The 25628-nt window shown below is 71.0% G+C and carries 21 protein-coding genes and 1 pseudogene; 13 read left to right on the top strand and 9 right to left on the bottom strand.

Going from position 1 to position 25628, the window contains the following annotated elements:
* Positions 1 to 3 precede the first annotated feature (3 nt).
* The gene (locus ACFY3L_RS40865) at positions 4 to 522 is read left to right on the top strand and encodes a PRC and DUF2382 domain-containing protein (RefSeq protein WP_389337320.1); all 519 of its coding nucleotides are present in this window, start codon (positions 4 to 6) and stop codon (positions 520 to 522) included.
* Between the two features lie 150 nt (positions 523 to 672).
* Here the strand turns inward: ACFY3L_RS40865 and ACFY3L_RS40860 are convergent, their stop codons facing one another.
* Positions 673 to 990 (bottom strand): DUF6401 family natural product biosynthesis protein, encoded by a 318-nt coding sequence (locus ACFY3L_RS40860; RefSeq protein WP_389337317.1) that lies wholly within the window; start codon positions 988 to 990, stop codon positions 673 to 675.
* A 122-nt stretch (positions 991 to 1112) separates the two neighbouring features.
* On the opposite strand from ACFY3L_RS40860, the pseudogene ACFY3L_RS40855 reads away from it, so the two are divergent.
* Positions 1113 to 2189 (top strand): annotated as a pseudogene (locus ACFY3L_RS40855) (Hsp70 family protein); the annotation flags it as partial.
* 464 nt (positions 2190 to 2653) lie between these two features.
* Here ACFY3L_RS40855 and ACFY3L_RS40850 read toward each other — a convergent pair.
* From ACFY3L_RS40850 to ACFY3L_RS40825, 6 genes are all read right to left on the bottom strand, one after another.
* Positions 2654 to 2764 (bottom strand): pentapeptide repeat-containing protein, encoded by a 111-nt coding sequence (locus tag ACFY3L_RS40850; protein WP_389337584.1) that lies wholly within the window; start codon positions 2762 to 2764, stop codon positions 2654 to 2656.
* Positions 2765 to 4304: 1540 nt separating this feature from the next.
* Positions 4305 to 4502, bottom strand: coding sequence for a hypothetical protein (locus ACFY3L_RS40845; protein ID WP_389337315.1), 198 nt, complete (start codon positions 4500 to 4502; stop codon positions 4305 to 4307).
* 149 nt (positions 4503 to 4651) lie between these two features.
* Positions 4652 to 5443 (bottom strand): carbohydrate ABC transporter permease, encoded by a 792-nt coding sequence (locus ACFY3L_RS40840; protein ID WP_389337312.1) that lies wholly within the window; start codon positions 5441 to 5443, stop codon positions 4652 to 4654.
* Positions 5440 to 6300, bottom strand: coding sequence for a carbohydrate ABC transporter permease (locus ACFY3L_RS40835; protein WP_389337309.1), 861 nt, complete (start codon positions 6298 to 6300; stop codon positions 5440 to 5442). The genes ACFY3L_RS40840 and ACFY3L_RS40835 overlap by 4 nt, the downstream gene beginning before the upstream one ends.
* A gap of 1 nt (position 6301) precedes the next feature.
* Positions 6302 to 7585 carry an ABC transporter substrate-binding protein gene (locus tag ACFY3L_RS40830; RefSeq protein ID WP_389337306.1) on the bottom strand — a complete coding sequence of 428 codons (1284 nt, stop codon included), beginning with the start codon at positions 7583 to 7585 and terminating at the stop codon, positions 6302 to 6304.
* 178 nt (positions 7586 to 7763) lie between these two features.
* Positions 7764 to 8321, bottom strand: a complete 558-nt coding sequence (locus ACFY3L_RS40825) for an NADPH-dependent FMN reductase (RefSeq protein WP_389337303.1) — start codon at positions 8319 to 8321, stop codon at positions 7764 to 7766.
* 145 nt (positions 8322 to 8466) lie between these two features.
* On the opposite strand from ACFY3L_RS40825, the gene ACFY3L_RS40820 reads away from it, so the two are divergent.
* From ACFY3L_RS40820 to ACFY3L_RS40810, 3 genes are all read left to right on the top strand, one after another.
* Positions 8467 to 8832: a winged helix-turn-helix transcriptional regulator gene (locus ACFY3L_RS40820; protein ID WP_389337300.1), complete on the top strand. Its 366-nt coding sequence runs from the start codon at positions 8467 to 8469 to the stop codon at positions 8830 to 8832.
* Between the two features lie 62 nt (positions 8833 to 8894).
* Positions 8895 to 9671, top strand: coding sequence for a hypothetical protein (locus ACFY3L_RS40815; protein ID WP_389337297.1), 777 nt, complete (start codon positions 8895 to 8897; stop codon positions 9669 to 9671).
* Complete coding sequence (locus tag ACFY3L_RS40810; RefSeq protein ID WP_389337294.1) at positions 9668 to 10039, top strand: GntR family transcriptional regulator; 372 nt, start codon at positions 9668 to 9670, stop codon at positions 10037 to 10039. Before ACFY3L_RS40815 ends, ACFY3L_RS40810 begins: the two co-directional genes overlap by 4 nt.
* 46 nt (positions 10040 to 10085) lie before the next feature.
* Here the strand turns inward: ACFY3L_RS40810 and ACFY3L_RS40805 are convergent, their stop codons facing one another.
* Complete coding sequence (locus ACFY3L_RS40805) at positions 10086 to 11114, bottom strand: LacI family DNA-binding transcriptional regulator (RefSeq protein WP_389337291.1); 1029 nt, start codon at positions 11112 to 11114, stop codon at positions 10086 to 10088.
* A gap of 195 nt (positions 11115 to 11309) precedes the next feature.
* Here ACFY3L_RS40805 and ACFY3L_RS40800 point away from each other — a divergent pair, with 195 nt between their 5' ends.
* From ACFY3L_RS40800 to ACFY3L_RS40765, 8 genes are all read left to right on the top strand, one after another.
* Positions 11310 to 13088 (top strand): glycoside hydrolase family 127 protein, encoded by a 1779-nt coding sequence (locus ACFY3L_RS40800; protein WP_389337289.1) that lies wholly within the window; start codon positions 11310 to 11312, stop codon positions 13086 to 13088.
* Between the two features lie 25 nt (positions 13089 to 13113).
* Positions 13114 to 16422, top strand: a complete 3309-nt coding sequence (locus tag ACFY3L_RS40795) for a discoidin domain-containing protein (protein ID WP_389337286.1) — start codon at positions 13114 to 13116, stop codon at positions 16420 to 16422.
* Positions 16423 to 16453: 31 nt separating this feature from the next.
* Positions 16454 to 17458: a LacI family DNA-binding transcriptional regulator gene (locus tag ACFY3L_RS40790; protein WP_389337283.1), complete on the top strand. Its 1005-nt coding sequence runs from the start codon at positions 16454 to 16456 to the stop codon at positions 17456 to 17458.
* A 38-nt stretch (positions 17459 to 17496) separates the two neighbouring features.
* Positions 17497 to 18768: an ABC transporter substrate-binding protein gene (locus tag ACFY3L_RS40785; RefSeq protein WP_389337280.1), complete on the top strand. Its 1272-nt coding sequence runs from the start codon at positions 17497 to 17499 to the stop codon at positions 18766 to 18768.
* Between the two features lie 104 nt (positions 18769 to 18872).
* Entirely contained in the window at positions 18873 to 19787 is a 915-nt protein-coding gene (locus ACFY3L_RS40780) for a carbohydrate ABC transporter permease (RefSeq protein ID WP_389337277.1), read from the top strand.
* Between the two features lie 10 nt (positions 19788 to 19797).
* Complete coding sequence (locus ACFY3L_RS40775) at positions 19798 to 20580, top strand: carbohydrate ABC transporter permease (RefSeq protein ID WP_389337274.1); 783 nt, start codon at positions 19798 to 19800, stop codon at positions 20578 to 20580.
* A 74-nt stretch (positions 20581 to 20654) separates the two neighbouring features.
* A complete protein-coding gene (locus ACFY3L_RS40770) occupies positions 20655 to 23111 on the top strand; it encodes a beta-L-arabinofuranosidase domain-containing protein (RefSeq protein WP_389337271.1) in 2457 nt (818 codons plus the stop codon).
* A gap of 9 nt (positions 23112 to 23120) precedes the next feature.
* Complete coding sequence (locus tag ACFY3L_RS40765) at positions 23121 to 24608, top strand: family 43 glycosylhydrolase (RefSeq protein WP_389337268.1); 1488 nt, start codon at positions 23121 to 23123, stop codon at positions 24606 to 24608.
* A gap of 75 nt (positions 24609 to 24683) precedes the next feature.
* Here ACFY3L_RS40765 and ACFY3L_RS40760 read toward each other — a convergent pair whose 3' ends face one another.
* On the bottom strand, positions 24684 to 25238 hold the full coding sequence (locus ACFY3L_RS40760; protein ID WP_389337265.1) for a hypothetical protein: 555 nt from the start codon (positions 25236 to 25238) through the stop codon (positions 24684 to 24686).
* Positions 25239 to 25628: the final 390 nt, after the last annotated feature.

Raw genomic sequence — 25628 nt, 5'->3', positions numbered from 1 at the left:
CTCTTGCCATCCGGCAAGAAGTTCTGCCCCGCGGGCCTGCGTGGGCACGACCTCTACGACCGTGACGGCGACAAGGTCGGCACGATCGGCCAGATCTACGTCGACCGGTCGGGCCGCCCGGCGTGGGCGAGTGTCCACACTGGACTGTTCGGGATGAACGAGTCGCTTGTGCCGCTCGCCGGCGCCGGCCAGCACGGCGACGGCGATCTGCGCGTCGGCTACGAGAAGGCGAGAATCAAGGACGCGCCGAACGTCGACGTCTCGCACGACGAACCGCTCGGCGCCGACCAGGTGCAGGAGCTCTACCGGCACTACGACCTGGGCTGGGACAGCACCGGGACCGAGCACGAGGTGACCCTGCACGCCGGGCGGCCGGTGGTGAACACGGAGACCGTGCCGGTCGAGCAGGTCCGGCTGGGCACCGAGACCGTCACCGACCACGAGACCGTCGGCGGCCAGGTCCGCAAGGAGCGGATCGAGGCCGACCTGCCCGGCGAGCACGGCACCCGCCGCATCGACTGACCGGGTCGCGGCACTGTCCGGCCCCCGGCAACAGCCGGGGGCCGCTTGCTGTACGGCGGCGGCCGACAGGGCGGCGCCAGGGGCCCCGCTTGTCACACAGCCGGGGCAGACAGGGCGGCGCCGGCCCCGCTGGTTAGCCGGCCCCGCTTGCTATACGGCGGAGGCCAACAGGGCGCAGATTGCGCGCAGCCGCAGCATCGGCCACTCCGTCGCGCCGGACTCGTCCAGCCGCCAGCCGCGCCGCTCGGCGGAGTCCAGCACGCCGTCGGCGTACGCGGCCAGCCGCACCACCGGCAGCCGGCCCGCGGCGTCGAGCAGCGCGTCCCGTACCTCCGCGGCATGCTGGTCGACCAGCGCCACCTGCCACGGGTGGTCGCCGCCGGTCGTGAGCCGCCCGGCCAGCTCGGCGAGGGCGGTCCGGGCCGCCGGCTCGCGCACCGATCCTCGCAGGTCGTCGTGGTCGTCCATGGTGGAGCGCCGTACGAAACGTTCACTTCGGGCACAACCACCTTTCGGCCACCGCCCGACGCTGGGTGACGATTGGCTGATCGGACGGTGCTCTGTTGCGGCGCACCGGCTACGTTGTCCGCATGGGCGCAGATCGGGTCCGGCTCGGCATCGACTTCGGGACGTCCAGCACCGTCGCCGTCGTCGGGCAGCCCGGCGGCCAGGTCCGGCCTCTGCTGTTCGGTGAGACGCCGATCCTGCCCTCGGCGGTCTGCGTCGACTGGCGCGCGCCCGAGCCCGCGTTCCTCGTCGGTCGCGACGCGATCCACGCCGGCCGGGCGCACCCCGGCAGCTTCGAGCCCAACCCGAAGCTGCGCATCGACGACGGGTCGGTCCTGCTCGGCACCGCCGAGCTGCCCGTCACCGAGCTGATCGGGGGCGTGCTGCGCCGGGTCGGCACCGAGGCGGAGCGGGTCGCCGGTGCGCCGGTCGGCGAGGTCACGCTGACCTATCCGGCGTCGTGGGGTCCGCGGCGCAGGTCCGTGCTGCAGGAAGCCGCCCGGATCGCCGGGCTGGCGGAGCCGGCGCTGGTCGCCGAGCCGGTCGCCGCCGCCGCGTACTTCGTCGACACCCTCGCGCAGAGCGTGCCCGTCGGTCACTGCGTGGTGGTGTACGACTTCGGCGCCGGCACCTTCGACGCGTCGGTCGTCGGCCGCACCGGCGACGGGTTCACCGTCCTCGCCGAGGAGGGCCTGCGCGACGCCGGCGGCCTGGACATCGACAACGCGGTCGTGGCGTACTTCGGCGCCACCTACGGCGTGTCCGACGGCGCGTCGTGGCGGCGGCTCACGCACCCCGAGACCCCGGGGGACCGGCGGGTCTCCAGGCACTTCTGGGACGACGTCCGCACCGGCAAGGAGATGCTCTCCCGCGCCGCCTCCACCTCGATCTACCTGCCGCTCGTCGAGACCGACGCGCTGCTGGGCCGGGAACAGCTCGAGCACCTGGCCCGCCCGCTCCTGGACCGCACGGTCGCCGCCACCGCCGCCGCGATCCGCGCCGCCCAGGTCGACGCCTCCCGCATCGCGGGCGTGTTCCTCGTCGGCGGGTCGAGCCGGATCCCCCTCGCCGCGACGCTGCTGCACCGCACCCTCGGGATCGCCCCGACGATCATCGAGCAGCCCGAGCTCGTCGTCGCCGGCGGCAGCCTCATCGCGACCGCGACGTCCCCGGCCCTTCCGGCGGCTCCGGTCTCACCTGCGGCGTTTTCCGCGTCTGTACCGGTGCCGCCCCCCACGACGCCTGCGGCACCCGTCCCACCGGTCGTGGCGGTGCAGCCCGAAGCCGCGCCGGTGTACACGCTGCCGCCGACGGAGGTGTCCTCGGCCTTCGAGCAGCCCGCGCCGCCCGCACCGGGGGAGGCGACACCGGCCGGCCCGCCCGTCACTGCTCCGGCGTCGCCGTCCGTCGACCCGATGCCGGCACCGCCTGTGAGCGCCGCGCCGGTCTCGCCGGCCGTGGATGGGCCCCCGGTGTCGCCGGCCGTGGGCGCCGCGCCGGTTTCGCCGGCCGTGGGTGGGCCCCCGGTGTCGCCGGCCGTGGGCGCCGCGCCGGTTTCGCCGGCCGTGAGCACCGCGCCGGTCTCGCCGGCCGTGGGTGGGCCCCCGGTGTCGCCCGTCGCCGGTCACCTCGCCGCACCTCCAGTGAGCGGTGCGCCGGACAGCGTCGCGCCGGTGAGCCCCGCGCCTGAGAGCGCGACACCCCTGAGCGCCGCGCCGGACAGCGCGATGCACATGAGCGCCGCGCCGGCCAGCGAAATGCCTGCGAGCTCGGTGGCAACGGGTCGCGTCGCCGTCGTTCGTGGTCTGGGGATCGCCGTGGCGGGCACGGCGCTGCTGCGGTGCCTCGTCATGCTGATGCGCGCCGAGCCGTCCGAGGTCGTCCTGAGGATCGGGTTCGAGCCGGTCTTCGACTACATCGCGCTCGGCGTGCTGGTCGTCCTCGGCGGGTGGCTGGTCGTCCGCCCGGCACACGCGAGGCCGGTGCTCGGCGTCGCCGCCGGGTTCGCGCCGTGGGCCGTGCTCCCGATCGTCGGGGACATGGCCCTGGTCTCCAGCTACTTCGACTGGACCGACGGATATTCGCTGATGCTGCCGATGCTGGCAGCCCAGCTGGCCGCCCTGCTCGCCGTGGTGTGGCTGGTCGGCCAGGCGGCGCTGCGTGGCCGTACCGCGCCGCGGCTGCTGCCGCTCGGGCTCGCCGCCGTCGCCGTCTGGACGCCGCCCGCCGCGCTGCTGTGGCTGAGCACCGGCCGCTACCAGGTCGTCGTGTCGGGCCAGGTGCTCCGGATCGGTCTCGCGGTCGGCGTCGGCTCGCTGCTGGTCTACGCGGCGGCCGGCGCCAGGCCGTGGGCGGGCTGGACCGTCGGCGCGTGGATCGGCGGCGCGCTGGTGTGGCTGGCCGGCGGCAACCTCGGCGACCGCGCTCTGGGCCCGGAGACCCGGTGGGCGGCGCCGATGCTGCTGCTCGTGGGGTTGGCGGCGGTCCTGCTGCTGATGCTGCTGCGGGCCGGCCGCGGCGGCGCCCGTCCGCCCGCCGGGCCGGCGAAGGGCCCGGCCGCCGTGCTGCTCGTCGCCGCCGGCATCGCCGCCGCCGGGCACGCATTGATCCTGTGGGACCAGCTGGAGCGGTGGTCGCACCGTGCCACCCCGACCGTCAACGCGTCGAGTTTCTCCGTCGCCGCGGGCACGTTCGTGCTGCTCGGAGGGGTGCTGCTGCTCGTCGCCAGGCGCAGCGCGGGCGCGGCCGCGTACGTCATCGGTGCCGCCGCCGGGCCCGTCAGCGTGCTCGCCGGCCCGACCGCCGGCGCGTTGGCCTGGAGCAGCGGCGTCGGCCTGATCCTGCTCGGCGCCGCGACGCTGCTGCTCGCCGCCGTGCTGATCCGCTCCGTGCCGACCCGGCTGTCCTGGCCGCACCTCGCCGTCGCCGCCGCGTGCCTGCTGCTGATCATGTGGACCACGAGCGCCGCGCCGTACAACCGCCTCGACCGCGGCGACCAGTGGCTGATGCTGCTGGTGTTCGTCGCGATCCCCGCCACGGTCCTCTGGAAAGGCGGCGTGGTCACCGCAGGCGCGCTCCTCGGCGTCGCCGCCGGCACCCTCGGCGATCAGTTCCTCACCGCCTACCGCACGATCGACGACACCCCCGGCATCATGCTCGGCCTCGCGGTCCTCGCCACCGTCGCGACCGGCCTGTTCCTGGCGAGGTCCGCCCCCGAGCGGACGGGCTGACCCCGCCACCTGCCTGCTCCGCACACGATCGGACGGGCCGACCGCTCAGGCGCGGCCGGTGGCGACGAAGGCCAGCGACTCCTGAGCCAGGGAATCCGAGGGCTCGTCGCTGGTGGGGGAGAGCGCCAGCGATTCGCGCATCGGCCTGCCCTTGTCGGCGTCCCAGCGGTCGCCGTGGCCGGCGGCCAGGGCGTCGACTCGGGGCTCGGGGAGCTTCAGGACGAGCCGGTCCTGCACCAGCACGGCGGAGATCCTGCTGTTGACGCGCAAGGCGCCGGCGCCGAAGCCGGTGCCGCCGGACTCGCCCGGGACGGTGACGCCCCGCTCGGCGCTGAGTGCGTCGGTGAGCGCGTCGAACCGGTCCCGCGGGGTCGCGGTGCCACGGTTGCCGATCAGCCCTTCAGGGCGCCCTTGACGAAGCCGCGCACGTAGTACCGCTGCAGCAACAGGAACAGGAGCACGCACGGCACCGCGGCGGTCACGACACCGGACAGCAGCGTGCCGTGGTCGACGGCGCCCAGGCTGCCGGACTGCAGGTTGAACAGGGCGACCGGCAGCGTGAACTTCTCGTCGTCGGTGATGAAGATGAGCGGGGCGACGAACTCGTTCCACGAGGCGAGGAACGAGAACAGCGCGACCGTCACGATGCCCGGCACGACACCGCGGAGCAGGACGTGGCGCAGGACGCCGGTCGGGCCGCAGCCGTCGATGAGGGCCGCCTCGTCGAGCTCGACGGGCAGCGCCTCGAACGAGTTGCGCATCATGAACAGCCCGAACGGCAGCTGGAACATGGCGAGCACGAGCGCGAGGCCGACCAGCGAGTTCTGCAGGCCGAGCCAGTCGAGCATGATGTACAGCGGGATCAGGATCGTGCTGTGCGGCACCATGAGGATGGTCAGGGTGGCCATGAAAAGCAGGTTCTTGCCGCGGAACGAGAAGCGGGCGATCGCGTAGCCGCCCAGGGTCGTGGCCACCACGGTGACGGCGACCGTCACGAGGGCGACGAACGCCGTGTTGCGCATGTAGACGGGCAGGCCGCTGCCGTACACCAGCAGCCGCCGATAGTTGTCGAGCCCGAGCGGCCCGGTGCCGGTGCGGCCGTGCACCGACGCCCAGAGCGCCCACAGCATCGGGGTCAGGAACAGCACGGCGAGCGCGGCGCAGGTGGTGATGCGGGCCTTCACGCGGACGCTCCCCGGTTGAAGCCGCCGCGCAGGAACCGCACCTGCGCGCCGTTGACGGCGTACAGGACGGCGAGGATGCCGACGGAGATGGCGGCGGCGCGGCCGAGGTCCTGTGACGTGAACGCCTCGCGGTAGATGCCGATGACGACGGTCGCCGTGCCGTGGCGGCCGCCGGTGAGGATGAAGAACTGGTCGAACGCGAGCAGCGAGCTCGTCACCAGCAGGACGAGGACGAGGACCATGGTGGGGCGCAGCAGCGGCAGCGTGATCCGCCGCATCATCTGCCAGCGGGTCGCGCCCTCGAGGGTCGCCGCCTCGTACAGGAGCGGATTGATCGACTGCAGGCCGGCCATGATGATGACCATGTAGTAGCCCGCGAACTTCCACGTGATCATGATCGCGGTCGAGTAGAGCGCGTTGTCGCCGTCGCCGAGCCAGTCGATGCCGTCGCTGCCGAACAGCGCGGCGAACGTGTTGAGCGGCGAAGCGTCGTGGTTGAACATGCCGTAGAACAGCAGGCTCGCCGAGGCCAGACCGACCGCGGCGGGCAGGAAGAACACGGTCCGGAACACGGTCACGGCCGGACCCGGGCGCTGCACGAGCAGGGCGAGCCCGAACGCCATCAGCCCGACGAGCACCGTGGCGACGAGGGTGTACTTGAGGCTGAACACGATCGCCCGGGTGAACAGCGGCTCGCGCAGCGCCTCGTAGTTCGCCACTCCGTTCGGGGCCGAATCGCCCAGCAGCGGCCAGTCGTTGAGCGACATCCACGCCATCAGGCCGAGCGGTCCGATGAACAGCACCGCCACCAGGACGGCCATCGGCAGGGCGTAGCCGAGTCCCGCGCTGCGCCGCACGTCAGCCCTCCTTCAGGGAGGCGGTGATGCCGGCGTTGTGCCGGTCGAGGGCGGCGCCCACGTCGCCGGTGCCGAACACCGCGTCGGCGACCGCGTCGATCCACGGGCCGTTGGGGTCGTTGAACGTCTTGCCGAACGCGACGGCGTACGGCGTCTGGCCCTTCCGCGCGATCGCCGTGAACGTCACCAGCCGCGGGTCCTGCTGGGCGTGGACGTTGTTGTCGAGGTCGCTGCGGACGGTCACGTACCGGTTCTTCGCCACGACGTCGACCTGCGCCTGCTCCGACAGCGTCCAGGCGATGAAGTCCCACGCCTGGTCCGCGTGGCGGCTGTTGGAGCTGATGCCGAGCACGTCCCCGCCGATGAACGACGACGCGCCGCCCTCCAGGCCGGGGATCGCGGCCACGCCGACCTGCAGCCGCGACGCCTCCTCGATGTTGCGCAGGGCGGTGGCGCCCATCGGCTGGATGCCGATCAGCCCCTCGCTGAACGCCTGTGTCCACGACGGCCCGCTCTCGTTCTTCGCGGACCGGGGCACCAGGCCGTCGGCGTACATGCCCCGGTAGAACTGGAAGACCTGCGTCGCGTCGGCGCTGTTGAGCATCGCGGCGGTGCCGTCCTCGTTGAGCACCTTCGACCCGGACGCCCAGATCATCGGCCACGCCGTGGCGAACATGCAGTCCGGGCACGCGCCGCCGAAGTTGAACCCGTGCACGCCGCCGCCGAGCCCGTTGACCTTCGTGGCGAACTCGCGCAGCTCCCGCAGGCTGGCCGGCGGCCGGTCGCCGTCGAGCCCGGCCCGGATGAACAGGTCCTTGTTGTAGAACAGCGCGGCCAGGTCGATGTCGTGCGGCACGCCGTAGGTGCGGTTCGCGTGCCGCGCGGCCCGCATGTGCGACGGCGCGAGGTCCTCCCGGAACGGCAGCGTGGCGACCCGCGCCGTGATGTCGGCGAACACTCCCTGGGCGGCGTAGTTCGGCGCGTACACCACGTCGACGGCGAGCAGGTCCGGCAGCTGACGGGTGCCGGCGGCCGCACCGACCCGCTGCTGGTAGGAGTCTCCCGGCATGACCGTGAGCTTGACCTTGTTGCGGTGGGTGCGGTTGTACTGGTCGATGAGGGCCCGGCTGAACGCCCCGGTGAGCGAGCGCGTCCACATGGTCAGCACCGTCCCGTCGTCGGTGGCCGCGGTCCCCGACGGCGCCGGCCCGTCGTACGCGCGCTGACACGCGGCGAGCGTGAGCACGGCGACGAGCGCCAGCATCCCGGCCTTGCGTAAGCCCATTGATCGCCTCCGCTCCTCGCGGAATGTTAGCGATCACATGAACATTGTCAACACCACCGTCTGGACGTTAAATCTCGATGCCGTACTGGGTTCGCGGAGATGTGATCGGTAACCTGCGCGTTCCCCGTCGCCGGACCGGCCCGGCGGCACCCCTCGCGCGCCGCCGGGCCGGACGGCGTCAGACGCGCAGCTTCGCCAGGGCGTCCGACCAGGCGACGACCTGGCCGAGCGTGGCGTCCAGGGCGTCGAGCTGCGCCTGACCCGGAGTGAGCTTCGTGAAGTTCTCGAAGTCGGTGTAGAACGACAGCGCGACCTGCGAGCAGACCGTGGCGAGCTGCAGCTCGGCGGCGATGAGCCGAAGGTGCTCGACGGCGCGGGCGGCGCCGACCACGCCGTAGCCGACGAACCCGGCGGCCTTGTTGTTCCACTCCGCGTACAGGTAGTCGATGGCGTTCTTCAGCACCCCGGTCGTGGAGTGGTTGTACTCCGGCGTGACGAACACGTAGCCGTCGAAGCTGCCGACGACCCGCGACCACGCCTTCGTGTGCTCGTTGGCGTACTGGCCGGCCGACGCCGGAATCGGCTCGTCGAGGTGCGGCAGGGGGTGGTCGGCGAGGTCGACGATCTCGAACTCGGCGTCGTCCCGCCGGGCGGCGGTCTCGAGCACCCAGTCGGCGACGAGCCGGCTGTACCGGCCGGGCCTGACGCTCCCGACGATGATGGCGATCCTGGTCACGGGCGTGCACTCCTCACGTCACCGCCGCTTCCGTCGCGGCGTCTGTGAGATGTGAGCGGTTCTGACATACGCTGCATTTCCGGTCTGAATTCCGCACTTTGAGGTGCGTCGCGCACCTTGACGTGCCTCTTGGAGGTGAGCAGGTATGACGGCATCCGACGCGGTTTCCACATGCCGGGACGACGATCTGCGCTCGGTGGTCCGCGGACTGCTGACGACGATCGGCGACAAGTGGACGCTCGTGGTCGTGTCCACGCTGGTGGCCGGGCCGCGCCGGTTCACCGCGATCCAGCGGGAGGTCGACGGCATCTCGCACCGGATGCTCACCAAGACCCTGCGCGACCTCGAGCGGGACGGCCTGGTGGCGCGGGAGGTGCACGCCGAGGTGCCGCCGCGGGTCATGTACGAGCTGACACCGCTGGGCCGCACGCTGCTGGACCCCGTCGACGGGCTGGTCCGCTGGGTGGAGGAGCACGGCAGGACGGTCCTGGCCAACCGGTCCCGCGCTTGACTTTGTAGCAAGTAATGTCTCACGATAGTGATACAAGACTTGCTACAAGATTGGGAGGGATCATGACCTCGAAGGACGAGCGGTCGGCCCGCGCCTGGCTGGACGGCAGAGGGCTGCCCGACGCTCCGGTCACCGACCTGCTGGTCGCGCGGCTCGCGGCCCGGCAGCGGGCGCGCCTCGCCGACTCCGTGGTGCTGGCCGTGGTCATCATCATCGCGTCGTTCGCCCAGGCCGCCAGCCTGTCCGACAATGCGCCGCGCCGGCTGGTGCTGGCGGTGCTCGCCACGGCCACCGTCGGCCTGCTGCTCGCCCGGCTGCTCATCGCGCGCCGGCTGGCCGAGGCGGACCGCCGGGCGGGGGCGGCGCTGCCGCGCCGGGCCGCGCACACCGTGAAGCCCGGCTGGCGGGTGTTGCTCGGCCGGGCGCGTGCCGCCCTGGGCCTCGCCGCGATCGGCGTGACCGTCGGGCTCGCGCTCAGCGCGCTGACCGTCTCCGATCCGCAGGTCCGCCAGGGCGCGGTGATCCTGCTCGTTGCGGTGCTCGGCGTCGCCGCCGGCACCGTGGTGCAGCTCCGGCACCTGCTGACCAGCCCGGTGGTGGCCGAGGACGAGACCTCGCTGGCGGTCGACGTCATCCTGCGGCTCGAGGACGCCAGGGAGACCAACTCCCCGGCGGTGATGTGGTCGCTGCCGGTCGTCCTGCTGTGCGGCTTCGCACCTGCCTGGTGGAACGTGGCCGCGTTCGGCGCCGTCGTCCTGGGCACCCTGGCGCTGGTGCTGATCGAGGCCAGGAAGCCGGCGACTATCGCGGCAGTCCGCCAGACGATGATCGTCCGATGATCGTCATCGACGCCGCCTCGGCGGTCCCGCCCTTCGAGCAGCTGCGCGTCCAGCTCGCCCGGCAGATCCAGGACCACACGCTGCCGGTCGGCTTCCGCCTGCCGACGATCCGCAGCCTGGCGACCGACCTGGGGCTGGCCGCCAACACCGTCGCCCGGGCCTACCGCGAGCTGGAGGAGGCGGGCCTCATCGAGACCCGCGGCCGGGCCGGCTCGTTCGTCTCGGCGGCGGGCGAGGCCAGCCGCGAGCGCGCCCGCCACGCGGCGGCCGACTACGCCGCCGTGATCGCCAGCCTCGGCCTCGACCTGGACGAGGCGCTCGCTATCGCCCGCGCCGCCCTCACCGCCACCCGGCTCAATTCCCCGTGATCCGGCAACTGTCGCCAGGGCGGCAAGGAGTCTTCCGGATCGTGGGTCATGGGCGGGTGGCCGGGGCGACGCCGGTGGATTCGCGGACGACGAGGCGGCCCGGTTGGCGGACGACGCCTGAGTGCTGGTCGCCGTCGAGCGCGGCGAACAGGTGGCGGACGGCGGTGGCGCCGAGCTGTTCGAGGTTGAGGTCCACCGTGGTCAGCGGGGGGCGGCACTCGGTGGCGAAGACCTCCCAGTTGTCGTAGCCGACCACGGCCACGTCGTCAGGGCAGGTGCGGCCCAGGTCGCGCAGGGCCTCGGTGACGCCGGAGGCGATCTGGTCGTTGCCGCAGAAGATGGCGTCGATGTCGGGGTGCGAGGCGAGGAGCCGCGAGGTGGCGTGGCGGCCCCAGCGCTGCGACCACTGGCCGAAGAGCGGCTCGCCGACCAGGGACTGGCCGGCTTCTTGGAGGCGGGAGTTGAAGGCCAGGGCGCGGTCGCGGGCGGCACGGTAGCCGTGGTCGCCGGTGATGTGGGCGATGCGGCGGCGGCCGAGGGAGACGAGGTGCTCGGCGGCGAGGTGGGCGCCGCCGGCGTCGTCGGCGACGACGGACAGGTCCGCGGGGTCGTCGGACTCGCAGTATGCGTAGACGACCGGCACGGGGATGCTGCGGGTCAGTGAGGGGCGCAGGTCGTTGGCGTCGCCGAGGATGATGAAGCCGTCGACCTGCCGGGCGAGCAGCGTGCGGATGTAGTGCTGGCGGCGGATGGCGTCGCCGCGGGCGTCGCAGAGCAGGACGCTCATCTGCTCGTTGCCGAGGGCGTTCTCGGCGCCGAGCAGGACCGGGATCGCGAAGCGGGCGGCCGACAGCTCGTCGGTGAGCAGGCCGATCGTGCGGGTGTTGCCCGAGATCAGGCCGCGCGCGAGGACGTTGGGCTGGAAGGACAGCTCCTCGGCCGCCTGCTGGACCCGCCGCCGGGTCGCCGGGGCCACCTCGTCACGGGCGTTGAGCGCCTTGGAGGCGGTCGCGACCGAGACGCCGGCCAGCTTGGCGACGTCGGTGAGGGTGACCTGCGCGCGTTTCCTGCTCACCAGCGGCCTTTCTGAAACAAGGGAAGCACCGAAAACTTTTCGGTGAGCATACACATGCTCGGTTGCGTGTCACAACCTGTCACAAGGGCCCGCCCAGCCCGGCGGGGCGAATGAGTGCGCACAAATCGACCGTTGACACGGGGATGCGGTGCTGCCATCCTTCCGAAAAGGTTTTCGACAGGAAGGCGGTGCCGGGTGGACGTACGGCTGGCCAGTGGAGGGCCGGTGCTCCCGTCCCGCGGGGTGTTGCGGCCCGTCGACCCGCGACGGGTGCGGATCACCGGCGGGTTCTGGGCGCAGCGCCAGGCGGTGAACGGCATCGCGACCATCGAGCACTGCCGCACCTGGCTGGACCGGCTCGGCTGGACCGGCAACTTCGTCACGACCGGCACCGGCACGGTGCGCCGCCGCGGCCGGGAGTTCTCCGACTCCGAGATCTACAAGCACGCCGAGGCGATGTGCTGGGAGTCCGTGCGGCCCGGCGGCACCGACTACACGGAGAAGCTGGACGAGCTCGCTGCCATGATCGCCGGTGCGCAGGCCGCCGACGGCTACCTGCACACCGCGTTCGGCCGGCCGGGCCAGCCGGAGCGGTACAGCGACCTGAACTTCGGCCACGAGCTGTACTGCGCCGGCCACCTCATCCAGGCCGGCGTCGCCGCCGCCCGCACCGGCCGCGCGCAGGAGCTGGTGCGGGTCGCCCGCGGCGTCGCGGACCACGTGTGCGACACCTTCAAGGACAGCCCCGCCGTCTGCGGCCACCCGGAGATCGAGACGGCGCTCGTCGAGCTGTTCAGGGTCACCGGCGAGCAGCGGTACCTCGACCAGGCGGCCCGGTTCGTCGAGCGGCGCGGGCACCGCAGCCTCCCCGAGCACGAGTTCGGCTGGCGGTACTTCCAGGACGCCGTGCCGGTCCGCGACGGCGAGGCGTTCGCCGGTCACGCGGTCCGCGCGCTGTACCTCGCCGCCGGTGCCGTCGACGTGGCCGTGGAGACCGGCGACGACGCGCTGCTCGGCGCCGTCGTGCGGCAGTTCGACCGGACCCTCGCCCGGCGCACCTACATCACCGGCGGGATGGGCTCGCGGCACCTCGACGAGTCCTACGGCGACGACTTCGTGCTGCCGCCGGACCGCGCCTACTCCGAGACGTGCGCCGGCGTCGCCACGGTGATGCTCGCCCACCGGCTGCTCCTGGCGACCGGTGACCTGCGCTACGGCGACATCGTCGACCGGGTCCTGCACAACGTGATCGCCACCGCGGTCGCCGACGACGGGCGGGCGTTCTTCTACGCCAACACCCTGCACCAGCGCACCCCCACCGAGGCGGTGCCGCCGGACCGGGAGCAGCTGCGTTTCGGCGGCGGGCCGCGGGCCCCGTGGTTCGAGGTCTCCTGCTGCCTCAACAACGTCGCCCGGCTCCTGGCGTCCCTCGGCACCTACCTGGTGACCGAGAGCGACACGGGTCTCCAGGTGCACCACTACGCGCCGATGACGGTCGACGAAGACGTCACCGTCGACACCGAATACCCCGAGGGGGGCAGCGTCGTCGTCACCGCGGACCGGCCCGTCACCCTGCGGGTCCCGGCCTGGGCGCACGGCACGACGCCGTCGCAGGAAGACGGCCGGACGAGCCTGGACCTGCCCATGAAGCCCCGCTGGACGTTCCCCGACCAGCGCATCGACGCGACCCGCGGCTGCGCCGCCGTCGAGGTCGGACCGGTCGTGATGTGCGCCGAGTCCGTCGACCAGGAGGACGGCGTCACCCTCGACGACATCCAGGTCGACACGTCCGTCGCCCCCGAGGCCACCGCCGTCAAGGGGCGCCTGTCGCGACGCGTCGACAGCGTCTGGCCGTACAGGAGCAGCACCGACAGCACCGAGAGTTCCGATCCGATCGTGGTCACCCTCGTGCCTTACCACCGCTGGGCCCGGCGCGGGCCCTCCACGATGCGGATCTGGCTGCCCACCACCTGACCCCCACCCGAATGGAGGTGACGCGATGCCACACCCCCGCTGGAAACTCAGGCTGGCAATCGCGTTGACGACCGCCCTGACCGGCTCGATCGGTGCCGCGACGCTGGCCGCCAACCCGGCGTCCGCGGCACAGACGATCGGCTACCCGACGTTCAACGGGCCCGCCGTGCCCGCACCACCGGTCGCGATGAGCACCGGCAACACGATGCAGGCCATCTTCGACGCGGAGAGCGGCGGCACGGACTTCTGGATGGACCGGCTCCTCGCGCGGCCCGGCAACGACCCCGCCGGCACCTGGCTGATGACCCGCGGCCGGGGCGTGTTCATGAAGACGCACACGCCGGCGACGCTCGGCTTCGGCGGTGACGTCGCGTACTGGGAGAGCATCAACGGGCAGGGCGCGTTCACCGTCACCGCCGGCACCGGCACCTGGACCGAGCAGGTGTCGCAGCGCTGGCAGGCGCCCAGCCACTGGAAGAGCGTCCACACCAACGGATCCCTGCGGATCAACCAGACGAAGTTCATCACCCACAACAACGTCGCCGTCGACAACCTGGCGATCACCAACACCGGCACCGCCTCGCAGACGATCGCGCTGCGGGTCACCTCGCCCTACGCCACGTCCGGCAGCGGCGACGAGCTCACCGGCCAGGTGGGCGTGAAGAACGCGCTCACCACCCTGTACCCGCGGCTGTCGGCCGACGGGTTCACCGCCACCAGCGGCGGGCTCAACCGGTCGGTGACGATCGCGGCCGGCGCCACCGTCACCACCAAGGTGCTGCTCGGCTTCGTCGCCAACGAGCTGCCCGACTCGCTCACGGAGTACAACGCCTACAAGGGCTACAGCGCGGCGACCGCCTTCTCGACCCACGTGCGGGACTACAACCGCTGGTGGGCGCAGAACGTGCCGTACCTCGACGTGCCCGAGCCGGCCATCAAGAAGAACATCTACTACCGCTGGTGGCTGATGCGCTTCAACTACCTCGACGTCGACATCCCCGGGCAGGACTTCCAGTTCCCGGTGTCGGTCGAGGGCGCGCTCGGCTACAACAACGCGATCGCGCTGACCCAGCCGATGCACATCGACGACCTCAAGTACCTGCGCAACGCCGCATACTCCTACGGGCCGTGGCTGTCGGTCGGGCAGACGTCCAAGGGCGGCCGCTTCATGGACAACCCCGGCGACCCGGAGAACTGGTCCAACAGCTACACCCAGTACATCGCCGAGGCGGCCTGGCGCAGCTACCAGATCCACGGCGGGCAGCCCGCGATCGCCGGCAATCTCGCGAGGTACGCCGAGGGCGACGTGAAGGGCCAGCTGTCCTACTACGACCACAACAACAACGGCCTCATCGAGTACGACTGGGGCGCGCTCACCGGCAACGACGCCGACGCCGTGTCGTTCCACTGGCGCTCCGGCAACATGGACCGGGCCGAGTCCGCGTACGTCTACAGTGGAGCGCTCGCCGCGGTCCAGGCGTACACGGCGATCGGCAACACCGCGAAGGCCGCCGAGATGCAGGCGATCGCCGACCGCATCCGCAACGCCATCGTGTCGACGCTGTGGGACTCGACCAACAAGCTCATCGAGCACCGGCACGTCTCCACCAACACGCTCGTGCCGTGGAAGGAGATCAACAACTATTACCCGTACTCGGTCGGCGCGATGCCCAACACCGACGAGTACAAGCAGGCGCTGCGGCTTTTCGCCGACCCCGCCGAGTACCCGGTCTTCCCGTTCTTCACGGCCAACCAGAAGGACAAGGCGGCCGCCGCCGCGGCGGGCCAGCCGGGCAGCAACAACTTCTCCACCATCAACTCCACGGTGCAGTTCCGCCTGTACAGCTCGGTGCTGCGCAACTACCCCAACCAGTGGATGTCCACCGACGACTACAAGAAGCTGCTGTACTGGAACGCCTGGGCGCAGTACATCGGCGGCAACACCCAGTGGCCGGACGCCAACGAGTTCTGGGCCGACTGGAACGCCGGCACGAAGAACATCGACTACCGGTCCTGGATCCACCACAACATCCTCGGCAGCAGCAACTGGACCGTCATCGAGGACGTGATGGGCCTCCGGCCGCGCAACGACAACCAGGTCGAGCTGAGCCCGCTCAACATCGGCTGGCCCAACTTCGCCGCCAACAACCTGCGCTACCGCAACGCCGACCTCAGCGTCGTCTGGGACGACCCGGCCGACGGCGTCGTCAAGTACAGCGGCATCCCGCAGGGCTACTCCATCTTCGTCAACGGCACCCGCGTGGCGACCGTCGACAAGCTGGTCCGCCTGGTGTGGAACCCGAGCACCGGCGCGGTCACGTTCCCGGCCGGCGGCGGCGCGACCGTGCAGTTCAGCGCGGCGTACTCGGGCCTGCAGGCGCCGGCCCAGGTGAGCCAGACCAGCGCCCAGCTGGTCGACATGTTCAACAAGGCCGGCGTCGACCTGACCTCGACCCTGCCGAACTACGCGCAGGGCGTGGCCACCTCCGCGTCCTACACGGCGAGCGGCACCGCCGGCGCCAACGCGGTCGACGGGTTCCCGATCAACGAACCGACGTGGGGCACATACGGCTCGCCGAACGCCACCGACTGGCTGGAGCTCAACCTCGGCCAGGCGCGGACGGTCGACGAGGTGCGGCTGTGGTTCCGCAACGACCGGGCCACCAACCGGTACCGGCAGCCCAGCTCGTACCAGATCCAGTACTACAACGGCAGCGCGTGGGTGAACGTGGCCGCGCCGGTGAAGACGCCGGGCACGCCACGGGCGAACTACAACGTCGTCAACTTCACCGCCGTCAACACCAGCAGGCTGCGGGTGCAGGTGACCCACGCGTCGGGCTTCAAGACCGCCCTGACCGAGGTGAAGGTGTACAACCGGGGCGGCGGGACCGTGCCACCGCCGACGGGCGGCAACCTCGCCCTGAGCGCCACCCCGAGCGCGTCCTACACCTCGTCGTGGGAGAGCGTGGCCGCGCTCAACGACGGCATCGACCCGCCGAGCTCCAACGACACCGTCAACCCGCGCTGGGGCACCTGGCCCAACACGGGCGAGCAGTGGGGCCTGCTGACCTGGTCGAGCGCGCAGACGCTCAACTCCGCCGACGTCTACTTCTTCGACGACAACGGCGGGGTGCGGCTGCCCGCCTCGTGGAAGTTGCAGTACTGGAACGGCACCGCCTACGTGGACGTCGCCGGCGCCTCGGGCTACCCGCTCGGGATCAACCAGTACAACCACGTGACGTTCACCGCGGTGAGCACCACCAGGCTGCGGGTGCTCCTGCAGAGCGGCACGGCGTCGGTCGGTCTCCTCGAAGTCAAAGCATTCGGTCCGTAACGACATGCACACCGCTCGAAGGCCCCCGGCGATGCGGGACGTCGCCCACCTCGCCGGGGTGTCACACCAGACCGTGTCCCGGGTGGTCAACGACCACCCAAGCGTACGGTCCGAGACCCGAGCCAGGGTCCTCGCCGCGATGCGGGCGCTGGACTACCAGCCCAACGTCGCGGCCAGGACCCTGGCGACGAACCGGTCGCAGACCGTCGGCCTGGTCACCTTCGACACCACGCTGTTCGGGCCGTCGTTCATGGTCCACGCCATCGAACGCGCGGCCCGGGAAGCGGGTTACTTCGTCAGCATCGCCAGCGCCCGGGAGCTGAATGTGCCCTCCGTGTCCGAAGCGATCCGCCGGCTGAGGGAACAGGCGGTCGAGGGGATCATCACCCTCGCCCCGGTTGCCGCGGCCTGGACGGCGCTCGGTCGCTCGCTGCTCCACGTGCCCGCGCACGTGCCGATCGTCGGCATGGGCATCGACGTGGCGGCGATGCCGGAGGTGCCGATGGTGGCCGTCGACAACGCGTCAGGTGCTGGGCTCGCGACCCGGCACCTGATCGAGCTCGGTCACCGCACCGTCCACCACGTGGCGGGTCCGCCCGAGTGGCCGGAGGCCCGCGAGCGGCAGGCCGGCTGGCAGGCAGCGCTGGAGGACGCCGGCCTGCCGGTGCCCGTCCCGCTGCCCGGCGACTGGAGCGCCCGGTCCGGCTACGCCGCCGGCCGGGCACTCGCCGCCGACCCGTCGGTGACGGCCGTGTTCTGCGGCAACGACCAGATGGCGATCGGTGTGCTGCGCGCCTTGCACCAGGCCGGCCGGGCCGTGCCGGACGAGGTCAGCGTCGTCGGGTTCGACGACATGCCGGAGGCGCCGTACCTGCAGCCTCCGCTGACGACCGTCCGGCAGGACTTCGCCGAGCTCGGCAGGCGCAGCATGCACCTGCTCGTCACCCAGATCGCGGCGGGCGTGCGGCAGACCGGTCAGCACCGGTCCGCCCCCGACCTCGTCGTGCGTGAAAGCACCTCCGCTCTTGCCCTTTGATAGCGCTCACAAACAATGTGTCCAGGAAGGGACCGACCTTGAAGCGTTTACTGAGCGGCACCGTCGCCGCCACCCTGCTGCTGGCGCTCGGCGCCTGCGGCGACTCCGCTGACTCCCCGGCGGCGACCGGCGAGGCCGCGGACAGCGGTGCCACGCTCACCCTGTGGACCCGCGCCGCCACCGAGTCCGTGTCCAAGGCCTACGCCGCCGCCTACAACGCCACCCACAAGAACCAGGTGCAGGTCACCGCGTACCCGAACGAGGAGTACCCGGCGAAGCTCGCCTCGGCCGCCGGGGCCAAGGCGCTGCCCGACCTGTTCGCCTCCGACGTGGTGTTCGCGCCGCAGTACGCCTCGCAGGGGCTGTGGCTGGACATCACCGACAAGTTCAACGCCCTGCCGATCAAGGACAAGGTCGCCCCGGCGCACGTGCGCAACGGCACCTGGAACAAGAAGAACTACGCCGTCCCGCACACGATCGACATGTCGGTCATGCTGTACAACAAGGACCTGTTCACGAAGGCCGGCCTCGACCCGGAGAAGCCGCCGAAGTCGCTGACCGAGTTCGCCGCGGCCGCCCGCGCCATCGACAAGCTCGGCGGGGACATCAACGGCACCTACTTCGGCGGCAACTGCGGCGGCTGCAACGTCTTCACCCTGTGGCCGTCGGTGTGGGCCGCCGGCGGCGACGTGATGAACGCCGAGGGCACCGCCTCGACCATCGACTCGAAGGAGATGGCGGAGGTCTTCGCGCTCTACCGGAAGCTGTACGACGAGGGCGTCGCCGCGCCGGCGTCGAAGGACGAGGCCGGCCCGACGTGGCTCGGCGCACTGCAGAGCGGCAAGATCGGCATCGCGCCGGCGCCGTCGGCGTGGCTCGGCATCATCGAGGAGAAGGCCGCCTTCAAGGTCGGCATCGCACCGATCAGCGGCATCAACGGGGGCGAGTCGACGTTCGTCGGCGGCGACTCGATCGGCATCGGTGCCACCAGCAAGCACGCCGCGCAGGCCTGGGACTTCCTCGCCTGGACCCTCGGCGACGAGGCGCAGGTCGAGGTCGTCGCGAAGAACAAGGGCGTGCCGACCCGCACCGACCTGGCGTCCAACAAGTACTCCTCGGCCGACCCGCGGGTCGTGACCATCAACAACCTGATGGGCAAGGGCAAGACGCCGTATGCGAAGAACTTCAACGCCACCTACAACGACCCGCAGAGCCCGTGGAACACCGCCTTCCGCGGCGCGCTGTTCGGCGACGCGCAGAAGTCCCTCGGCGACGGCGCCACCGCCCTCACCGCCTCACTGAAGAAGTAGCCGTGCCCGCCCGCCCCCGCTCGAGCGGGGGCGGGCCGCCCGCCCCCGCCAACACACCCCTCGAACCAAGACACCCCTCGAACACGGTCGCACCGGAGAAGATGATGACCTTGCTGGCGCCAACGCGACCGACGGTCCTGCCGTCGGCGCCGCCGCGAAGGAAACGCAAGAAGCAGTGGATCGGCGCCCTCTACGCCGCGCCGACCGCGTTCGTGGTGGGCATGTTCTTCGTCGTGCCGCTCGGCCTGGTCGTGTGGATGTCGCTGCACCACTGGCCGCTGCTCGGCGCGCCCACGATCAACGCGCCGGAGAACTACGCCGGCCTCGCCGACGACGACCTGCTGCGCACGGCCGTGTGGTTCACCCTCAAGTACACGGTCGTCGTCACGGTCCTGCTGTTCGCGCTGTCGTTCGGCCTGGCGCTCATGGTGCAGCACCGCGGGCGCGGGGTCGGGCTGCTGCGCACCGCGTTCTTCCTGCCTGCCGCCGTCGGCTTCGCCAGCGCGTCGCTGCTGTTCCTGGGGCTGCTCAGCGACGAGATCGGCCCGGTGAACGACCTCCTGGCCGGCGACGGCTACGTGTCCCTCACCAGCGGAAGCCCCAACACCGCGCTCGGCTCGGCGGTGGTGCTCGTGCTGTGGCGCTTCGCCGGGTTCAACATGCTCATCCTGCTCACCGGCCTGCAGGCGATCCCCCTGGACGTGTACGAGGCGGCCCGGCTGGACGGCGCGACCCGCTGGCAGATCTTCCGCCGGATCACGGTGCCCCTGATGCGCCCGACGATCGCACTGGTGCTCACCCTGATGATCACCGGCTCGCTGCTCGCCTTCGACCAGTTCTGGATCCTCACCCGCGGCGGGCCCGACAACAGCACCACGTCGCTGGTCATGGTGATCTACCGGGAGGCGTTCATCGAGCTGGATCTCGGCTCCGCCGCGGCGATCTCGGTCGCGCTGCTCGGGGTGCTCATCGTGTTCAACGCCATCCAGCTTGGCGTCCTGCGCCGCCGATCGCAGTAGGGGACCGGTCTTGACCCGCAAACTCACCGCCGCCGCCCTCGCCGTCCTCTTCCTGTTCCCGCTGCTGTGGAGCGCGTGGGCGTCGGTACGCACTCCGTCCGGCTTCGGCCTCGAGAACTACAGCCGGCTGTTCACGTCGGACAACGGCATCCGCTTCGAACACATCGTCAACAGCGTCACCGTGTCCGCCCTGACCATCGGCGGCACGCTGCTGGTCGCCACCCTCGGCGGCTACGCGTTCGGGCGGTTCCAGTTCCCCGGCAAGAACGCCCTGTTCCTGCTCACCCTCGCGATCCTGATGGTGCCCTACGCGACCATCCTCATCGCCCTGTACGTGCTGCTGGAGTGGATCGGCCTGCAGGACTCGCTGCTCGGGCTCAGCCTCGTCCTGATCATGTTCCAGCTGCCGTTCTCGATCTTCATGATGCGCAACGCGTTCGAGGCGATCCCGAAGGAGCTGGAGGAGTCCGCGCTCATCGACGGGTGCACCAGCTTCGGCGCGCTCACCCGCATCATGCTCCACGCGGTGCGGCCGGGCCTGATCACCGTCGGGCTGTTCGCGTTCCTCACCTCGTGGAGCGAGTTCTTCGCCCCGCTCATCCTGCTCAACTCCACGGACAAGTTCACCGTCATGCTCGCCGTGGTCAACATGCGCACCGCCACGTTCGGCGCCATCGACTACGCCGCCCTGGAGGCCGGCGTCACCTTCATGGCGGTGCCCTGCCTGCTGCTCTTCCTCGTCCTGCAACGCAGCTACGTCCGGGGCTTCATGTCGGGCGCGCTGCGCGGATAGCACTTCCCCGGCACCACGGCGGACCGTCCACGGATGGACGGTCCGCGGACACCCCATACCCTCGGGAGGGACCCATGTCCTCACCACCGGTGACCCGCCGCAGCGTGCTGCGGACCACCGCCGCGGCCGGCGCCGCCACCGCCGTCGCCCCGCTGCTGTTCTCCGGGGCGGCCGGCGCCGCCCGCCCCGACACCGGCGTCTCCGCCTACGCCTTCCCGCTCACCGCCGTGCAGCTGCTGACCAGCCCGTTCTCCGCCGCCGCCGGGCGCATCCACGCCTACCTGCTGTTCCTGGACAACGACCGGCTGCTGCACACGTTCCGGCTCAACGTCGGGCTCTCCTACTCCGCCACCCCCTGCGGCGGCTGGGAGTCACCGACCACCGAGCTGCGCGGGCACTCCACCGGCCACATCCTGTCCGCCCTCGCCCAGGCGTACGCGAGCACCGGCAACACCGCCTTCAAGACCAAGGGCGACCAGCTCGTCACCGTCCTCGCCCAGTGCCAGTCGCGCGCCGCCACCGCCGGCTACAACACCGGCTACCTCAGCGCGTTCCCGGAGAGTTTCATCGACCGGGTCGAGGCGCGGCAGTCCGTCTGGGCGCCCTACTACACGCTGCACAAGCTCATGGCCGGCCTGCTGGACATGCACCAGCTCGCCGGCAACGCGCAGGCGCTGACCGTGCTCACCGGCATGGCGTCGTGGGTCAAGTTCCGCAACGACCGGCTGACCCTGACCCAGCGGCAGAACATGCTCGACACCGAGTTCGGCGGCATGAACGAGGTCCTCACCAACCTGTACCAGCTGACCGGCGACGCCGCGCACCTCGCCGCCGCGCAGCAGTTCGACCATGCCGAGATCTTCGACCCCCTCGCGGCCGGCACCGACAACCTGAACAACTACCACGCCAACACGCAGATCCCGAAGATCATCGGCGCGATCCGCGAGTACCACGCGACCGGGACCGTTCGCTACCGCACGATCGCGGTCAACTTCTGGGACATCGTCACCCGCCGGCACACGTACGCGATCGGCGGCAACTCCAACGGCGAGTACTTCAAGGCGCCCGACCGCATCGCCAGCGAGCTGTCCGACACGACCGCCGAGTGCTGCAACACGCACAACATGCTGAAGCTGACCCGGCAGCTGTTCTTCACCGACCCGTCCCGGGTGGACTACCTCGACTACTACGAGAAGGCGCTCTACAACCACATCCTCGCCTCGCAGGACCCCAACTCCGCGCACGGCTTCCAGTGCTACTACGTGCCGCTGCGCGCCGGCGGGATCAAGACCTACAGCAACGACTACAACAGTTTCGTCTGCTGCCACGGCACCGGCATGGAGAGCAACACCAAGTTCGGCGACAGCATCTACTTCCACGACGGCGCCAGCACCCTGTACGTGAACCTGTTCATCCCGTCGGTGCTGACGTGGTCGGCGCGCGGCGTCACGATCCGGCAGGAGACCGGCTTCCCGGAGGCCGGTTCGACGAAGCTCACGGTCACCGGCTCCGGCACGTTCACCATGAAGGTCCGCATCCCGTCGTGGGCCGCGTCCGCCACGGTACGGGTGAACGGCGCCGCTCAGCCCGCGCCCGCGCCCGGCTCGTTCGCCACCATCGCGCGCACCTGGGCGTCCGGCGACGTCGTCGACGTGACGCTGCCGATGGCGCTGACCCGCGAGGCCGCCAACGACAACAGCAGCGTGCAGGCGGTGAAGGTCGGCCCGATCGTGCTCGGCGGGCTGTTCGGCACCAGCGATCTCAGCGCGCTGCCCGTGCTCAACCCGGCCACGCTCACCGCGACGGCGACCCCGTTGCAGTACACCGCCGGCGGGACTACCCTCCAGCCGTTCTACAAGGTGCACGGCCAGCGCTACAGCGTCTACTGGTCGGTCAACAGCACCCCACCGCCGCCGCTGTTCGTCGCGCACTACCAGTTCGAGGGCAACGGCACCGACGCCACCGGCAACGGCCGCACCGCCACGGTCACCAACGGCACCTACGTGACGGGCCGCACCGGCAGCGCCGTCAACCTCAACGGCACCAACGGATACGTGTCCCTGCCGTCGGGGATCCTGGCCGGCGCCACGAACTTCGCCGTCGCCCTGTGGGTCCGCGTCGACACGCTCGCCAGCTGGGCCCGTGTCTTCGATTTCGGCAGCGGTACCGGCGTGAACATGTTCCTCGTCGCGAGGTCGGGATCCGGCACCGCGCGGTTCGCGATCACGGCCACCGGCGCCGGTGGCGAGCAGCGCATCGACGCCCCGTCCGCGTTGCCGGTGGGCGCCTGGACGCACGTCGCCGTCACCCGCGACAGCAACCTCGGCGTGCTCTACGTCAACGGCGCGGAGGTCGCCCGCAACACCGCGCTGACGCTCAACCCGTCGAGCCTCGGCGCCACCACGCAGAACTGGGTCGGCCGCTCCCAGTACGCCGACCCGTACCTCGACGGCGCCGTCGACAGCCTCCGCATCTACAGCCGCGCGCTGACCGCCGCCGAGGTCGCCGGCTTCGCCTCCAACGGAACCTGAGAGGTCCTGATGTTGCATCGACCAGTCGTGCTCGCCGTGCTCGCGGCGACGACCGTCTCCGTGCTCAACTGGCCCGCGGTGGCCGCCGCCGCGCCGGTCACCTTCGCCAGCACCGTCGTCAACCAGTCCAGCGGGCAGTGCGCGAACGTGCCGGGCGGCGCACCCACCAACGTCCTGCAGCTCGTCCAGGCCGCCTGCAACGGCGCCACCAGCCAGAACTTCACCTTCGTCCCGGTGGCGAACGCGACCGGGACGTACACCGTGAACACGCTCACCTCCGGGTCATGCGTCGACGTGACCGGGCGCTCCACCGCGGACAACGCGACGATCATCCAGTACACCTGCAACGGCCAGACCAACCAGCAGTTCCGGCTGCAGGCGGTCACCGTCTCCGGTGCCACGAACACGTTCAACCTCGTCAGCGTCGAGTCCGGCAAGTGCGTCGCGCCGGCATCGGCCGGTCTCGTCCAGCTGACGTGCTCCTCCGCGTCTACGCAGGTATGGCGCCTGCCGACGTACAACGGCGGCACGACGACCACGCGCACCTTCACCAACCCGCTCGACCCGCAGGGCCCGGACCCGTGGCTCACGTACTACAGCGGCTACTACTACCTGGCGTCCACGACGTGGAACCGCACGATCACGATGCGGAAGAGCCGCACGCTCGGCGGCCTGGCCACCGCGCCGGAGACGGTCATCTTCAACCTCACCCGGCCCAACGGCGCCGGCACCATGTGGGCGCCCGAGTTCCACCTGCTGAACGGCCCCAACGGGCAGCGCTGGTACTTCTACTACACCGCCGGCGCCGAGCCGTACAACCTCGGCACGCAGCGCATCCACGTGCTGGAGAGCGCGGGCCTCGACCCGATGGGCCCGTACACCTTCAAGGCCGACCTGCTCGACCCGACGTCGGACAACACGTGGGAGCTCGACCCGAGCATCCTGCAGCTCAACGGCCAGCTCTACCTGCTCGGCACGTTCTACAACGGCTCACAGCCGATGTTCATCCGCCCGCTGTCGAATCCGTGGACGGCCAGCGGCACCCGCCGCATCCTCTCCACGCCCACCTACAGCTGGGAGACGGTCGGCGGCGCCGTCAACGAGGGCGCCGAGGTCCTCACCCACGGCGGGAAGACCTTCATCATCTACTCCGCCAGCCACTGCTCCACCCCGGACTACAAGCTCGGCATGCTCACCTGGAACGGCGGCGACCCGCTCAACTCCTCGTCGTGGGTGAAGTCCCCGAACCCGGTCTTCCAGCGCTCCAACGCCAACTCGGTCTACGCCCCGGGCCACAACGGCTTCTTCAAGTCCCCCGACGGCACCGAGGACTGGTTCGTCTACCACGCCAACAGCTCCACCAGCGGCGGCTGCGACATGAACCGCAGCACCCGCGCCCAGAAGTTCACCTGGAACGCCGACGGCACCCCCAACTTCGGCGTCCCCGTCGCCCTCGGCACCCAGCTCCCCGTCCCCTCGGGAGAGCCCGCCTCCTGACCCTGTGACCCGGTGGACGGGCGGGATCCACTCCCGCCCGTCCCGGACCATCCCGCGCCGTGAGCTGCGGGCGCTTCAGGGGCGCCAGCCCGGAAGGCGGCGCGCGGACCCGGCCGGCCAGTGGTCCTCGGGACCGGTCTCCCGGCTGGTGCCGAGGGTGTGCCACGGGTAGGTGGGGCGGCTGCGGGCGGCCGCGGCCAGGCCGGCGAAGACGAGCAGGCCGATGACCAGCATGCTGGCGCCCCAGGTGAGGACGTCGGTGACGGCGGGGCGGGGGCGGTCGGCCCGCTGGAAGTTGGAGCAGGGCTGCCAGCGGGAGTAGTGCACGGTCGTGGCGTCGCCGACCACGACGTGGCGGTCCTCGGGGTACAGGCGGGCGGTGGTCTCGCAGCGGGTGCCGTCGGGCAGGACGAAGACCGACGTGTAGGACCAGGGTGGGAGACCGGTCGGCCACGCGTCCGCGGTGATCGCGACCCCGTCGACCTCGATGGGCATGTGCTGGTCGACGCGCTGGACGGTGGCGACGGCCTCGCCGCCGTGGGCGTCCTGCCAGGTCAGCCACAGGGCCAGGGCGAAGCCGGCCGTCATCAGCGTGAAGAAGATGCCGGCGAACCAGCGCAGTCCTCGCATGCCCGCCTCCCCACAGAGCGTCACTGCAGTCTATACGCCTCCGATCGGTTCCAGGTCTGCAGCAGTGTGGCGGCTTCCCTGGTACGCGGGTGCTCCGGCCCCTGGACGGCGGTCATCCGACCGAGGCCATCGGCCTCATCGCCGAAGTCCCGCACGGCGGTCACGACGGCTCGGCCCGGTCCTCGCGCCGGGGGAGCGGGATTGGGCTGATGTCATAGCCGAGGTCGACGATGGCGCGCATGAGGTAGGCGCCGAGGCGGCGCAGGATGTCCACGCCTCAGAGCCTGGCCCGCGCTGATGCAGCAGCGCTCTGATTCTGCGTGGAGCGGTCCTTCAGGCGACCTCCATCGGCGCCCGAGCCGGCCTGGGGCCAGGAGCAGGCCGCGTTCC

Source organism: Dactylosporangium sp. NPDC000521, from assembly GCF_042898305.1.
In the GTDB taxonomy this organism is placed as follows: domain Bacteria; phylum Actinomycetota; class Actinomycetes; order Mycobacteriales; family Micromonosporaceae; genus Dactylosporangium.
The sequence above is the reverse complement of the archived record's forward strand: the minus strand, read 5'-3'. Positions and strand labels throughout refer to the sequence as shown.